The organism is Enterococcus sp. AZ128 (genome assembly GCF_051714485.1).
GTDB lineage: Bacteria > Bacillota > Bacilli > Lactobacillales > Enterococcaceae > Enterococcus_A.
Genome location: NZ_JBIORZ010000001.1, coordinates 1,441,004 through 1,455,176 on the forward strand (window position 1 = coordinate 1,441,004; position 14,173 = coordinate 1,455,176).

13 protein-coding genes and 1 tRNA gene are annotated in these 14,173 nt (G+C 38.8%); 1 reads left to right on the plus strand and 13 read right to left on the minus strand.

The features are described from left to right. Window positions 1-11 precede the first annotated feature (11 nt). Window positions 12-713 carry an ABC transporter ATP-binding protein gene (locus tag IGI38_RS07055; protein ID WP_438728253.1) on the minus strand — a complete coding sequence of 234 codons (702 nt, stop codon included), beginning with the start codon at window positions 711-713 and terminating at the stop codon, window positions 12-14. Between the two features lie 184 nt (window positions 714-897). On the opposite strand from IGI38_RS07055, the gene IGI38_RS07060 reads away from it, so the two are divergent. Next, window positions 898-1,347, plus strand: coding sequence for a hypothetical protein (locus IGI38_RS07060; RefSeq protein WP_438728255.1), 450 nt, complete (start codon window positions 898-900; stop codon window positions 1,345-1,347). 40 nt (window positions 1,348-1,387) lie between these two features. Here IGI38_RS07060 and IGI38_RS07065 read toward each other — a convergent pair whose 3' ends face one another. The 12 genes from IGI38_RS07065 to IGI38_RS07120 all read right to left on the minus strand — a co-directional run bounded on the left by IGI38_RS07065 (window position 1,388) and on the right by IGI38_RS07120 (window position 14,165). Next, window positions 1,388-1,906: a nucleotidyltransferase domain-containing protein gene (locus IGI38_RS07065; protein ID WP_438728257.1), complete on the minus strand. Its 519-nt coding sequence runs from the start codon at window positions 1,904-1,906 to the stop codon at window positions 1,388-1,390. A gap of 14 nt (window positions 1,907-1,920) precedes the next feature. Next, entirely contained in the window at window positions 1,921-2,631 is a 711-nt protein-coding gene (locus tag IGI38_RS07070) for a gamma-glutamyl-gamma-aminobutyrate hydrolase family protein (RefSeq protein WP_438728259.1), read from the minus strand. A 123-nt stretch (window positions 2,632-2,754) separates the two neighbouring features. Next, complete coding sequence (nagA, locus tag IGI38_RS07075) at window positions 2,755-3,900, minus strand: N-acetylglucosamine-6-phosphate deacetylase (RefSeq protein ID WP_438728262.1); 1,146 nt, start codon at window positions 3,898-3,900, stop codon at window positions 2,755-2,757. A 77-nt stretch (window positions 3,901-3,977) separates the two neighbouring features. After that, window positions 3,978-4,802 carry a helix-turn-helix domain-containing protein gene (locus IGI38_RS07080; protein WP_438728264.1) on the minus strand — a complete coding sequence of 275 codons (825 nt, stop codon included), beginning with the start codon at window positions 4,800-4,802 and terminating at the stop codon, window positions 3,978-3,980. A gap of 189 nt (window positions 4,803-4,991) precedes the next feature. Continuing rightward, a tRNA-Leu gene (locus IGI38_RS07085) sits at window positions 4,992-5,075 on the minus strand. Window positions 5,076-5,121: 46 nt separating this feature from the next. Then, on the minus strand, window positions 5,122-5,307 hold the full coding sequence (locus tag IGI38_RS07090; RefSeq protein WP_438728266.1) for a hypothetical protein: 186 nt from the start codon (window positions 5,305-5,307) through the stop codon (window positions 5,122-5,124). Between the two features lie 61 nt (window positions 5,308-5,368). Further along, window positions 5,369-5,974: a hypothetical protein gene (locus IGI38_RS07095; RefSeq protein WP_438728268.1), complete on the minus strand. Its 606-nt coding sequence runs from the start codon at window positions 5,972-5,974 to the stop codon at window positions 5,369-5,371. Window positions 5,975-6,070: 96 nt separating this feature from the next. Next, the gene (locus IGI38_RS07100; protein ID WP_438728270.1) at window positions 6,071-7,903 is read right to left on the minus strand and encodes a glycoside hydrolase family 13 protein; all 1,833 of its coding nucleotides are present in this window, start codon (window positions 7,901-7,903) and stop codon (window positions 6,071-6,073) included. After that, window positions 7,884-10,322, minus strand: a complete 2,439-nt coding sequence (locus IGI38_RS07105) for a glycogen/starch/alpha-glucan phosphorylase (protein ID WP_438728273.1) — start codon at window positions 10,320-10,322, stop codon at window positions 7,884-7,886. The genes IGI38_RS07100 and IGI38_RS07105 overlap by 20 nt, the downstream gene beginning before the upstream one ends. Window positions 10,323-10,454: 132 nt before the next feature. Further along, window positions 10,455-11,882 (minus strand): glycogen synthase GlgA, encoded by a 1,428-nt coding sequence (gene glgA / locus IGI38_RS07110; protein WP_438728275.1) that lies wholly within the window; start codon window positions 11,880-11,882, stop codon window positions 10,455-10,457. Window positions 11,883-11,884: 2 nt separating this feature from the next. Continuing rightward, the gene (gene glgD, locus IGI38_RS07115) at window positions 11,885-13,033 is read right to left on the minus strand and encodes a glucose-1-phosphate adenylyltransferase subunit GlgD (protein WP_438728277.1); all 1,149 of its coding nucleotides are present in this window, start codon (window positions 13,031-13,033) and stop codon (window positions 11,885-11,887) included. After that, complete coding sequence (locus tag IGI38_RS07120) at window positions 13,020-14,165, minus strand: glucose-1-phosphate adenylyltransferase (protein WP_438728279.1); 1,146 nt, start codon at window positions 14,163-14,165, stop codon at window positions 13,020-13,022. Before IGI38_RS07120 ends, glgD begins: the two co-directional genes overlap by 14 nt. Between the last annotated feature and the right edge of the window lie 8 nt (window positions 14,166-14,173).

Genomic DNA, 14,173 nt, shown 5'->3' on the forward strand with positions numbered 1-14,173 from the left:
TTTATCACCTCTTACCATTGAATATCGTCAATCGACTGAGGTGCGTCATTTAATTCTTCACTGCGGACCTGTGCATCATTGATTCGAATGACCCGGTCAGCCATCGGAGCAATTGCCGAATTATGCGTGATGATCACGACCGTTGTCCCATTTTTTCGTGCAGTATCTTGCAATATTTTTAAAATTTGCTTCCCAGTTTCAAAATCCAGCGCACCTGTTGGTTCATCACATAATAATAGTTTAGGGCGTTTAGCCAAGGCCCGCGCGATAGTAACCCGTTGCTGCTCTCCCCCTGATAGTTGCGCTGGAAAATTGTCCATACGTTCTCCTAAGCCAACAGAAGCCAAGACTGTCTCGGGTTCCATCGCATCCGCAACGATTTGAGAGGCCAGCTCAACATTTTCTTTCGCTGTTAAATTAGGAACTAGATTATAAAACTGAAAAACGAATCCGACATCGTTTCGACGGTAAGTAGTTAATTCTTTGTCGCTAAAAGCCGCAATATTGGTCCCATCCACAACTACTTTTCCTTCATCACAGCCATCCATTCCGCCTAAGATATTTAATACAGTCGATTTTCCAGCACCACTTGGTCCAAGAATCACCGCTACTTCTCCTTTTTCAATCGAAAAATTAATTTTTTCATTCGCTTTAATGATCGTCTCTCCCATTTTGTAATGTTTACTCTCATCGATCACATCAATATAAGCCATTCTATCTCCCCCTTATCAAAAAACAGTGATGTATACAACTGCTTAATTCTCTTTTCAGTTTAACATAGCAGAAAAAAAAGCCAACGGCAGATGCCATTGACCTACAAAAAAATCGTTCCTCATTAACTAAACTGTTGAAAATGACAGTTTTTGAATGGATAATAGTAAAAAGGAGTGTTTCACAATGAAAGAATGTATTGAATGCTATGCGTCAGACAATCATGCAACACCGTTACTTGGTAAACGTGAATGCTTAGAGAATCATGAACAATATATTTGCGGTACTTGCGGCCGATGTATCTGCTGCCAAAAGGATGACAAACGACAATTGCGCAGAATCGATTTTCCTTTTAAAAGTTTGGAAATTGCAAAGCTTTATCTGCGGGTTGCGGATCACCTCTATCACGAGTCGTGTGGTATCTATGAAATCATCAGCGATTCAAAACGAAAATCCTACAAGATTTTTATAAATGAACAGAGCTTTGAAAATTATCTAACAAAGAATAAGAAAAAGACTGCTACAAAAAGACAAGGACTCTATCAAAAGGCTGATTATCAGAAATTTCCATACACAGAGACAAGGAAATTAAAGCCAGAAGAAATTCAGGTATATCTGAAAAACAGTTCAAGATAATCCTTCAAACAAGTCGGGCAGGACGGTGCGCCTTCGATCATTAGTGATTCGAATTCGGTAAGAATGTATTGTTTAACTTTTCTAAATCCGAGCGGTCTACTTCTCTCAAGTCATACCCGCTATGGAATAATCTCTGCCCCTCAACTGACACACAAGGAATAACTCGGCCTTCATAATTCCCTTCAGAAAACCAATCAGACGCCAGCTCAAACCAACCGCCTTCAGGGTTCGCTTGCTGCATACTCCCGGACTCATTGATTACGAATGGGTGAATATCAATAATTCCATAGACAGGATGGTATAATTCTAAACGCGTCAGACGCTGATCAATGGTAATTTGATACCCTATCTCAGTCAACTTCTCGATTAATTGTTTCTCGAACGCTGCGTCAAAGTCAATATCCACATCGCTATGTTCTCTAGTTTGTTTTCCAATAAGAACATCGATTCCCCAACCACCTTCAACCCAATATCGAATATCTAAATCTGTTAACAGATCGATGATCCTAAGAAAGTTTTCTTTATTAACGGAGCTAATTTTCCCAGATTCTAATTTCATTCATTTTTCTCCTTTTAAGTATTATCCAAACAAGCAGAATAAAATGCCCGGATTATTGCCTGATTTTCTGGTGTCGCTGCCTTGAAAAACTCAGGATGCCATTGAACGCCTAAAACAAACTTAGCTGCAGGCAAAGTAATACCTTCAACTAATCCATCCGTCGAAACTGCGGTTGACTCCAGCCCCTCACCCAGATTCTTGATTGCTTGGTGATGGTAGCTGTTCACTCCTAGTTTAGCTTGTCCTAAAATACGATGAAGCAGACTATTTTCAATCAAATCAACTTCATGTTGAATCTTGTCATAGGGCGGGGTCATCTGATGAACTATTGCTGTAGCGTATTCGCTTGATAGATCTTGATAGAGGGTTCCTCCATATAATACGTTCAATAATTGTACCCCTCGGCAAATAGCCAACAACGGCTTGTCTCTTGCAATTACTTCACGCACAAGATAACTTTCCATTTCATCGCGCACCTGACATTGGTTGCCGCATTCTTCCCGTTTTTCTTCATTGTACAAAGAAGGATCAATATCTTGCCCGCCAGTAAACAAAAAACCATCGCAATCTGTTAGAAAAGGCGTCAATGTTTCTTTTCTACTGGTTAGAGGTAAAATCAACGGAACCCCGCCATTTTCTTCAATTAATTTCAAATACCCCGGCAACATCCAGATACTTTCTCGTTCATCATCATATAGCGGAATAACACCGATTATTGGTTTCATAATGTACCCCATTTCAGTTTTTTTCAAAATAAAAAGTTTTAACGAAAATTTTACCATAAAAAGGTTCTCAATAACAAAAAAACTCGATCAAAAAAATGATCGAGTTTAATAATGACGATTCAATTAAGCGTGGTAGCGTTCTACGCCATCAAGATAAGTAGCTACTAGATCCATGCTAGGGTCTAAGACAATAAAGTCAGCCGCACGACCTTCAGCGATCATTCCACATTTATCATCAATCTTACAGCTGACAGCTGGTACGTAGGACGCCATCATAACTGCTTGTTCAGGTGTTGCGATATTCCAATCAACAACATTTTTGATTGCTTCTTTTAATTTCAAGATACTTCCAGCCAGGTTACCTGAGTCTAGACGAGCTGTTCCTTCTGCAACGACTACGGGGAATTCGCCCAAATTGTAGTTGCCATCAGGCATACCACCAGCCATCATACAGTCAGTAATCAAAGCCACGTGATCATGTCCTGCTTTTTCCATCAACACTTCAGCCGCTTGCGGATGCACATGATGACCGTCACAAATTAATTCGGAGAAGACATGCTGCAACGCCAACAAAGCTCCGACCATTCCAGGTTCGCGGTGATTAAATCCACGCATTCCATTGTAAGCATGTACGAAGACACTCGCACCTGCTTCAACTGCTTCTTGCGCTTCTTCTAAAGTTGCGTTGGAATGCCCTAACGAAACAACTACACCTTCATCAGTCACTGTTTTAACAAACTCTTTGACCCCTTTACGTTCAGGAGCCAATGCAATTTTCTTAATCAAACCGCCTGAAGCTTCTTGCCATTCATGGAAGGTATCCAAATCTGGATCACCGAAATAACTAGGATTTTGAGCCCCTTTATGTTCTTCTGTGAAGAATGGACCTTCAAAGTAAATTCCTTGAATTTTAGCACCATCAACATCTTTGGAAACTTTTCCAATTGTTTCAGCAACATCTTTTAACCGTTCTTTTGAAGACGTTAATGTTGTTGGCAAGAAACTTGTGACACCACATGATAATAAGCCTTCAGACATCACTTTGATTCCTTCAGCATCATTATCCATAACATCATGATTTTTATACCCATGGATATGAGTATCAACTAAACCAGGAGCGATCCATTTTCCACTTTGGTCGATGATCTCAGCACCTTCTGGTTTTTCTTTCGTATATGTTCCAAAAATGCCATCAGTGACATCTAAATAACCTGCGCCTTTAACACCAGAGTTTAGAAAGAATTTGTCAGCGTAAATAAATGTTTTCATTTTGAGCTCTCCCTTTTTTCTTAGTACCTTAAAGTTACTCCTGAAAGGATAATAAGTCAAGAATGGTGTAGACCATTCTATAAATCTTTTATCTTTTCTAAGGCGCGTACCATTTTCCGATAATTTATCACTAAATGAAGTTCATCACGAGCCTCCAGCATAAGGATCTTCAATTCCAAAAGCTCTCTCAACTTGTAGTAACTGCATTGTTGACGATTCCATTTTAGCCCCATATCCACGACCTTCTCTGCTAAATCCAAACGCTCGTGCTTAACTAAAAAAGTTCCATAATTAACAAAAAGATTACTCAATTCGCTTCGTTCTGAATAGTCAGCCATCATCGTTTGAAATAGCTCAAAGCTTTGGTTGTAGTAATTTTGCGCTTCGTTCACTCTGCCTAAAACAGAGTTCATCTTACCAGCCAGACTTAAAAGTAAGATCCGACTATCAAAATAGCCATCATATTTTTTCGAAACACAGATTGATAGTCCCTGTTCTATTTTTTCTAAAGCCGCTTCTGGGTTCTTGTCGATAAAATAGGCGCAGACGCCCTTAAAAAAGCAGGCCAACTGGCGATCCTTATCAAGATGCGTGATTTGACGCTCATCTAAATAGTCTAAGGTGGTTCGAATCTCTAAATATTTTCCGATTCGCAAATACATAAACATCTTATTGAAATATTTTCGCAGGAACAGTTCTTCTGGTAAAAAATCAAGCATCAGTTGGTCAATCGTAATCCCTAATCGATGACAAAGTTGCTGGATCACAAAAATATTGGGAATCTCTTCATTATTTTCAATCCGACTCAAGACACTTTGAGAACAAATTCCTTGAGAAAGATCTTTCTGTGTCATGCCATGTTCTTTTCTGAACTCTTTTAAGACTTGACCAATCGCTTCCATTACCGCTTCCTCCAAAATATGCAAATTCACATTTCAATAAGTTAATTTTAGCTGATGACTAATAGACAAGCAAATCTTGTGATCGAAATACACAAAAGGATTGCTTAAAAATGAAAATAAACAATTGTCTAATCATTTAATCCTGATTTTCTTACAAAAAAAGAATGTACCAAGATTGGTACATCCTAATGCGGCGAATGGGACTCGAACCCACACGAGATTGCTCTCACATGATCCTTAGTCATGCTTGTCTGCCAATTCCAACACCACCGCAGAATCCTTTTTCATGATAGCGAGCTAAAATGAAAAAGTCAATAGCCTAAACGATTGATGTATCGTAGACATAAGTAATATTTCCCTTTAATCCAGCGATACCTCGGAAAAATTTTTTATCCTCTTGTTTACTCCATACTTCGCGAAACAAAAAAAACTCATCTCGCTTCACTTCGAAAGTATCAATTTCTCCTGCTCGTAATTGACGAATCTTTTCCTCAAATGGATTCATATTCCCTGTTCTCTCCTATCATCGCAAAACAACAGAAGGATGCCAATCGGCTCCTTCTGCCTTAATCATGAAAATATTTGCTATTTTCAATACTTGAATTCTCTTCTTCCATGATACCTCGTAGTGAACGATCTAACCGTTGACGCGAATTTTTTCTTTCGATCGCCGGTTGCTGCTGTTCATTTTCCGAAGCAAATAGAATGTAGGATTGACGTGATTTTTCCATTCTTTGCATCAATTCTCGTGGTGAGACTGCATCGGCCGGTTCATCGGGAATTAATGAAGAGGGCACAAATTTAGGTGCAAAAGGTGTAGCACTGCGGCCATTTCGCGTATTAAAAGAAGCTTTAGGCTGCGTCGTTTCTTTTGGTTTGCGCTCTTCAAATAAGTTCGCTTTTTTCGATTCTTTTCGTTCTCCATAGTACGTTGGCAAATTCGCTTTATGGTGATCTAGCTCTCTGCGCGGTTCTTCATCTAGATTAACACGTCTTGTTCGTTTGTTTTTCGGCATCGGGCGTTCAAAGATATCTTTTGCCTCCAAACGATAACTTGTAATCAAGTCATCCTGTCCATCAAACAAGACACGTTGATTGATTTGTACTAATTTAACACCTGCTTCATCATCAAAAGCAGGAAAACGGCTCTTTTTTCTGCTGTACGTTTGCATAAAATCATCCTCATCGTTCTGATATAGCATAGTTTAGCATAAATGCTGAAAAAATGCTTTTAATTTTCTAAGCAGTAAGCAAACAAAACAGATAAGTTAATTTGAATCATACATGAATAAGCTGCCTTTTGGAGCCAATGTCTCGCCTTCCAAAATACGCTCTAAAACCGCGTATTCTCCCTGATAAGCACGAGGACTTGATAATTCTCCGACATTTAATAGTTGTTCTTGATCAGATAGGTTGAGCGCGTAAATCACGTAAGCATTCTCTGTATAACGAATGATCCCAAAAATTTGTTGGGCTTGAGAGTAAAATGGGAAAAACTGACCATTTTTCATAACATCATATTTCTTTCTGCGTTCGATCCACTTCTGACAGTTTTTAAACAAGCGAGGATCAATCGATTTCCAAGGGAAGAATTTGCGATTATCAGGATCTTTACCGCCAGTCAAGCCAGCCTCGTCACCGTAATAGACACAAGGAATGCCCGGCATCATAAACATCAGCCCCCATGCTTGATCCAGCGTTTCAACAGACCCGCCTAACATTGTCAAAATACGTTCAGTATCATGAGTTCCAATATTGTTTAACTGATTATAATAAAAATCAGCAGGATAGTTTTCTTGATAACGAATCATTTCTTCGCAAATATCTTGCAAGGAACGGGATTGCTTTAAAAGGTCCAAGATTTGCTGCCGCAGCGGATAATTCATTACTCCCTGTAAATGATCGCCAAAAACATATTTACGTCGAGTATCGTATGCAATTTTATTTGAGGCATCCTCCCAAACTTCTCCAATCAAGATTTTCTCTTGATAGGATAATAGATTTTTACGAATCCCCGCAATGAAATCATCAGTCAGTTCATCAGCTACATCTAATCGCCAGCCATCCACACCCATTGAAGTCCATTTCGACAAGACACTGTCCAAATCGCCATAAATGAATTCTTGATAGCGAGGATTTTCTTTTCGTACTTCTGGTAAATCTGCGACGCCCCACCAAGATTTATAATCATCTGGATAATGATTAAAGGTGAACCAGTCACGATATTGACTCTCTGCATCTCGTGCGGCACCTGTATTCTCTCCATAATAGCCTGAAATATTGAAATAGCGGCTATCTTTGCCAACATGGGAGAAGACACCATCTAGCACGACAGCGATACCCGCCATATGCAAAGCTGCGATCAAACTTCGAAAATCCTCTTCAGTTCCTAGAACGCCATCCACTTTAAAATAGTCGTTGGTATCATATCGATGATTAGAACTAGCTTCAAAAATCGGATTTAAATAAAGTGCTGTGATTCCCAGCTCTAACAAATAAGGTATCTTTTCCTGAATTCCTTTAAAATTCCCACCAAAAAAATCCCAGCGAACAATTTCACTTTTTTGATTCTTAATATAAAATGGTTCGTCTTCTTCAGTCGCATAAATGAAGGTATTTTTTTTGGGTTGATTAATTATTCTATCGGGATTTCCGTTAGCGAAACGATCTGGGAAAATCTGGTAGAAAACAGCGTCGCGATACCATTTAGGCGCGACTTCCGGTTTTTGATAACAAGTCAGCTGATAAGGAACTACCTCCCGTTCAGAACCATAAATTCTGCCTTCCCCGCCTTGCCTATTAAAACCATAGTATTGTACAGTCTCGTACCCTTCCGATTCATGAATAATATTAAAATAATAAAAGTACAGACCCCATCCTTGATCCATAATCGTTTGAAAATGAAACCGATCTTCTGAGGCTGGCTCCATTGAAAAAATTTTTTGACCGACCGAACTTCCCTCTTTACGTACGATCAAAAGGACTTTTGTATTTTGCTGCTCAGGGACAGACAGCCAAATTTTGACCATTGCCCCTTCTTGAACAGCACCAAATGGTTGTTTATAACGTTCTAACCATGGATTAAAGTAAATATGAGTCATGTTGTGTCACACCTCGATCATCTTCATGAGCAAAAACAGGCTCGATTTGCCAAATATCATCTGCGTAACGTTGAACTGTATTGTCTGATGAGAAACGTCCAGCATTTGCTATATTGCGTAGGCTTATTTGTCGCCAACGACGCTGATCTTGATACGCTTGATTGACCGATTCCTGTGCTAAGCAGTAATCTTCAAAATCACGCAAGACAAAGAATTCATCATTGTATTTGACTAATGAATCGAATATTTCATATCCTTCTGTAAGAATATTGGGGATCGTTCCATCAATAAGAGCCTTTACCACCTTTTGTATGACAGCATTCTCCTTGAAAATATCCATTGATGAATAGTTTCTATTTTCATAATACTGATACACTTCTGATTCAGTTAAACCAAAAATAGCGATATTTTCATCCCCAACAGCATCACGAATCTCAACGTTAGCCCCATCTAAAGTCGCGATCGTCACTGCTCCATTCAACATTAACTTCATATTTGATGTACCAGAAGCTTCTTTTGATGCTAAAGAAATTTGTTCACTGACATCGGCTGCTGGAATGATCCGCTCCGCCAAACTCACATTATAATTTTCCAAAAAGACAACCTTCAACTTATCGTTAATCGCTGGATCTTGATTAATCAAACTAGCGGTTTCATTAATGACTTTGATAATTGATTTCGCATGATGATAGCTAGGAGCAGCTTTTGCACCGAAAATAAATACTCTCGGTTCGATTGGCAGCTCAGGATTTTCTTTCAGATCCAAGTATAATTTAATGATGTGCAGCAAATTCAGTAATTGGCGTTTATACGCATGCAATCGTTTGATTTGAACATCAAAAATTGCCTCAGGATTCACTGCGATTCCACATTGCTTTTGAATGTAATCAGCTAAACGTTTTTTATTCTCTAGCTTCGCGTCTGCTAAAGCATCTAGAACTTGATCATCTTCTTCATAATTAAGCAGTAAACGTAAGTCACTTGGTTTTTTACGCCAAGATTTCCCAATTGCCTCATCTAGTACTTTACTCATTTTAGGGTTGGCTAACTGTGTCCATCGACGCATTGCGATTCCATTCGTTTTGTTATTAAAACGAGCTGGATAAAGTCGATAAAAATCATGCAGAACAACGGACTTTAAAAGATCCGAATGCAATTTTGCCACGCCATTGGTTGAATGAGAACCGATAATAGCGAGATGAGCCATGTGAACCTGTCCGTACTGAATGATTCTTGTCCGTTGAATTAAATCAAAATCATGAACTCCGGTCATCTCTTCAACAAAACGTCTGTCTATCTCTTCAATAATCTGATAAATTCGAGGACAAACACTTTTCATCATATCAATGGACCACTTTTCAAGTGCCTCAGCCATGATAGTATGATTTGTATAACTCATGACCTCTTGAGTCAAATTCCAAGCCCGATCCCAGCCTAATTTTTCTTCGTCGATTAACAGGCGCATGAACTCAGCGACACACATTGCTGGGTGAGTATCATTTATATGAATTGCAATATATTGATTGATCTCGTCCATCGATTTATCTAATTGTTTGTAATACCGTAAAATACTTTGTACTCCAGCGGAAACAAAGAAATACTCTTGCGATAAGCGGAGTTTTCTGCCCGCTTCACTAGAATCATCTGGATATAAGACGGATGTCAAATCCTCAACCGCACGGCGATCTTCGATACTTCGATAGCGATCCTCTTCTTCTGGCGGGATTTCCACCGACCACAATCGCATCGTATTGACAATATCATTCTGATACCCAACCATACCAGTATCATAAGGAACCGCGCGTAACTTCATTCCTCCTTGATAAATCGGAACAAGGTTGCCATAGGAATCAGGACTCATGTAGACATCTCCGCCAATTCGCACATCTACCGCTTTACTTTCTTTTCGAACTTCCCACAGATTGCCCTTTTGCAGCCATTCATCTGGTAACTCTACCTGATAATTGTCGACAAAACGCTGCTTAAAAAGCCCATATTCATAACGAATTCCATTACCATTACCTGGTAAGCCCATCGAAGCGATTGAATCCATGAAACATGATGCTAAACGACCTAAGCCGCCATTACCTAGTGCCATATCCGGCTCCACTTCAGCCAGATCATCTAAATTAATGCCTAATTCACTTAAAGCCTCCGTTACCATATCCAGCCAGCCCATGTTAAGCAGATTGCTTTTCAACATTTTTCCTGGCAAAAATTCAATAGAGAAATAATAAGCTTGTTTTTGTTCTGCTTCTCGATAGTCTTTCCATGTTTGTTGCCAATTCTGTGAGTATGCCGAAGTCAGCAATGAACCCAACGTTTGATAAAGTTCGTTTGGGGAAGCATCTGCTACATCCATTGCAAATTTTTCAGCTAAACGGCGGCTGAATGATTGTTTAAATTCTTTTTTGTCCATTTCGTCATCTCCAACCTGCATTTTTCGAAAATACGATTAATTCTTACTACATAGTACCTCATCACAGCTAGAAGCTTGATAGAAAAAGCCAAAATCCATAGCCTAAGGCTTTAGATTCTGGCATTTCGAATCCTACATTTGCTTATATAGCTCTAAATATTGTTGACTAGATTCATTCCAGCTAAAATCACGCGACATTGCCTCTAGCACAATTTTTCTCCAAATATCTTGGTGATCATGATAAAGTTCAATCGCCTGCTTTAAAGCGTTCATTAAATAAAACGATTCAAAAATATCAAACCCAAAACCAGTGCCTTCATTAGTAATTGGGTTATAGGGTTGAACAGTATCCTTTAGACCACCAATCTCATGCACAATTGGCAATGTTCCATAACGCATTGAGATCATTTGTGACAATCCGCAAGGTTCAAACGCTGATGGCATCAAAAACATATCAGCCCCCGCATAGACTTTTTGAGCCAACGTCACATCAAATGCGATATGTATGCTAGCTTTTTGGGGGTATTTTTCACCAAAATAATGGAACTGATTTTCAAAATTAGGATCACCCGTACCGATCAAAACCAATTGCACATCAAACTGCATCAAATGTTCCATTTCTTCTAGTAACAAATGGAAACCCTTTTGATATGTTAAACGACTGACAATTCCAATTACAGGAATATCCGGACGAACGGGTAAATCTAAGTGCTTCTGTAATTGAACTTTATTTTCTGTTTTTTTATCAAGATGTTTTTCATCATAGTTTGAAAAAATCGCAGGATCTTTTGCTGGATCAAAAGTATCATAGTCGATCCCATTTAATATTCCGCGCAATTTTCCGCTTTCCATCCGTAATATTCCATCCAACCCTGTACCAAATTCAGCTGTTTTGATTTCTTCAGCATAAGAAGGACTGACTGTCGTTACACGATCCGCATAAAGGATGCCCGCTTTCATAAAATTCACACAATCATTAAAGCGAATTGTTCCATCATCGTAGCGTTCACAACCTACGCCGAATAAATCATATAGAATCTCACGATCATACTGTCCTTGAAACTCGATATTATGAATAGTCAGAACCGTCCGAATTTGATTAAATTTCTGAATCCAGTGATATTTTTCCTTCAATAAAAATGGAATGAAGGATGTATGGTAATCGTTCAAGTGCATTACATCAGGAATAAAATCAATCTTCTCCATTAATTCAATGACTGCTTGCTGATAAAAAGCAAAACGTTCTCCGTCATCATAATAGCCATACAGTTCCGGACGATTAAAGTAATACAGATTATCTAAAAAATAATAATCAATCCCATTCATTTTAAGATGCTTCACACCGCAATACTGCTTACGCCATCCTACATAAACATCATAAGAGAATAAATCCTCTAACTGCTCTTTATAGCGGTCTGACATTTTCGTAAAATACGGCAAAACAACTTTTACGTCCGTTCCTTTTTCCTTCAGCGCCTTTGGCAAAGCACCTGCGACATCACCCAATCCTCCTGTTTTAAAAAAGGGTGCACATTCAGCTGCTACAAATAATGTCTTCACGCTTATTCGCCTCCATAAACGTCGCTTAATACATGCGTGTTTTTCTTGATAACAACTGGCTGATCAGCTGAACCAATAATTTTGATTCCTGGTTCCACCACAACATTTTTATCCAATATCGCATGCTTAACAAAAGCATTTTCTTGAATACTGCAGCTTGCCATGATAATCGATTCTTCAACCTCGGCACCGTTTTCTACTACAACACTCCGTGATACAAGAGATCCTTGAACTTTACCGTCAATTAAACAGCCTGTTGCGAATTGGCTATTTCTCACTTCTGAGGTTGGAGAATAATACGTAGCCACTTCATTTTTTAGTTTTGTATAGATCTTCTGTTTAGAATAAAGCAACGAGGTGAACTTTTTCGGATCCAGCATCGCCATGTTGGCATCATAATAAGATTTGATATCAAATATATTACTTAAAAAACCTGTATATTCATAAGCATATGTTTTCACCTGATTCATCGCTAGAGTCAAGAAATCAACTAATGCTACCGGACCACCTAAATTTTGTCCTTCCTGCAAGGCATTGATTAACCAATCTGTACGGCAAATAAAGATCTTCATACTCAAATTAAGCATTTCATCATCTGATTTATCTTCTAAGAAATTATGGTGTCCTTTAATTATGCCATGTTCATCTACTTCTAAAATTTCATCTTGACGATAGATTTGTTCCTTAGGCATTTTTTTATAGACAACTGTCATAACACTGTCACTTTGTTGGTGAATTTTTAATACCGCCTCCAAATCAATGTTACAAAGCATTCGATTTCCCATAAAAACTGTATATTCCGATTTCGATTTATTTAAATAATCGATAACAGATTCGAAATAAGGACGTCCTTCGGCTTTCTTTTTTAAGAAATCTTGATAAAAGTGAATAAAGTAGCGACTATCCACACTATCCAAGTGCCATTCACGTCCGCCGCCGATATGGTCAAATACAGATTTAGTTGTTCCTTGATTGAAAACCATGTAGACAGACTTGATATTAGCATTGATCGCATTTGACAAATTGAAGTCAATTAGACGATACTTGCAATCGAAAGGCAAAGTAGCCAATGGTCTTTTTTCAGTTAAGGGTAATAATTCTGGACATTCATATACATTACCCATAATGGCACACATTTTATTCGCTCTCACTTGTCAACACTCCAATCACTTCTGAATAGCCCACGACAGCGATTTCTTCCGAACCATCAACCACCGCACCGTCGCCAATGATTGCATTCTCCCCAATGATCGCTTTCGTGATTTGTACATTTTTACCGATCGTAGCACCTGGCATAATCACGCTGTCCACCACTTTTGCTCCTTCTTTAACCTGAACATCGCCCGATAAAATACTATGTTCAACGTGACCAGCAACATAGCATCCATCAACAACTAGTGAATCCTTCACATCGGCACTTTCTGTTAAAAAATGCGGTGGGGAAATCGTATTCTTCGCTAAAATACGCCAATTCTTATCTCGAATATTCAAATTATGTTCCGGATCAATAAACTCCATACTAGCTTCCCAAAGAGAATCGATCGTACCTACGTCCTTCCAGTAGCCGTCAAAACGATAAGCAAAAACATTTTCTCCACTTTCTAAATAGGCTGGGATCACATGTTTTCCGAAATCTAACATTTGATCATCCTTTTTGTAGCTGTTCAGCAATACACTGCGTAAACGGCTCCAGTTGAAGATATAGATCCCCATCGAAGCTAAGTTACTTTTGGGAACTTCTGGTTTTTCCTCAAATTCAATGATTCGATCGTTTTCATCAGTATTCATAATCCCGAAACGCGAGGCTTCTTCAATTGGTACCTCGATTACAGCGACTGTCAATGATGCATTATTGGCTTTATGATCTTCCAACATCGCTTCATAATCCATTTTATAGATATGATCACCTGATAATACAAGAACATATTGCGGGTCCATTTGATCAATGTAATCCATATTTTGATAAATCGCGTGAGCCGTTCCTTCGAACCATTTACTGCCATCATTGCTAGAATACGGTTGTAAGATTGTCACGCCGGAATTTAAGCCATCAAATCCCCAACTAGAGCCATTCCCGATATGATTATTTAATGCCAACGGTTGATATTGTGTCACCACACCCACATTGTTAATCCCGGAATTGATACAATTGCTCAAGGTAAAATCAATAATTCGATAGCGACCGCCAAAAGGGACAGCAGGTTTTGCAATTTTTTGTGTCAGTTTGCCTAGGCGAGAACCTTTCCCACCGGCTAAAATCATTGCTAAAATTTCTGTTTTCATTTTACTTA

Excerpts from the sequence above, each read along its gene's own strand:
- IGI38_RS07055 (WP_438728253.1), bottom strand. The coding sequence starts at position 713 with ATGGCTTATATTGATGTGATCGATGAGAGTAAACATTACAAAATGGGA.
- IGI38_RS07060 (WP_438728255.1), top strand. The coding sequence starts at position 898 with ATGAAAGAATGTATTGAATGCTATGCGTCAGACAATCATGCAACACCG.
- IGI38_RS07065 (WP_438728257.1), bottom strand. The coding sequence starts at position 1,906 with ATGAAATTAGAATCTGGGAAAATTAGCTCCGTTAATAAAGAAAACTTT.
- IGI38_RS07070 (WP_438728259.1), bottom strand. The coding sequence starts at position 2,631 with ATGAAACCAATAATCGGTGTTATTCCGCTATATGATGATGAACGAGAA.
- nagA (WP_438728262.1), bottom strand. The coding sequence starts at position 3,900 with ATGAAAACATTTATTTACGCTGACAAATTCTTTCTAAACTCTGGTGTT.
- IGI38_RS07080 (WP_438728264.1), bottom strand. The coding sequence starts at position 4,802 with ATGGAAGCGATTGGTCAAGTCTTAAAAGAGTTCAGAAAAGAACATGGC.
- IGI38_RS07090 (WP_438728266.1), bottom strand. The coding sequence starts at position 5,307 with ATGAATCCATTTGAGGAAAAGATTCGTCAATTACGAGCAGGAGAAATT.
- IGI38_RS07095 (WP_438728268.1), bottom strand. The coding sequence starts at position 5,974 with ATGCAAACGTACAGCAGAAAAAAGAGCCGTTTTCCTGCTTTTGATGAT.
- IGI38_RS07100 (WP_438728270.1), bottom strand. The coding sequence starts at position 7,903 with ATGACTCATATTTACTTTAATCCATGGTTAGAACGTTATAAACAACCA.
- IGI38_RS07105 (WP_438728273.1), bottom strand. The coding sequence starts at position 10,322 with ATGGACAAAAAAGAATTTAAACAATCATTCAGCCGCCGTTTAGCTGAA.
- IGI38_RS07120 (WP_438728279.1), bottom strand. The coding sequence starts at position 14,165 with ATGAAAACAGAAATTTTAGCAATGATTTTAGCCGGTGGGAAAGGTTCT.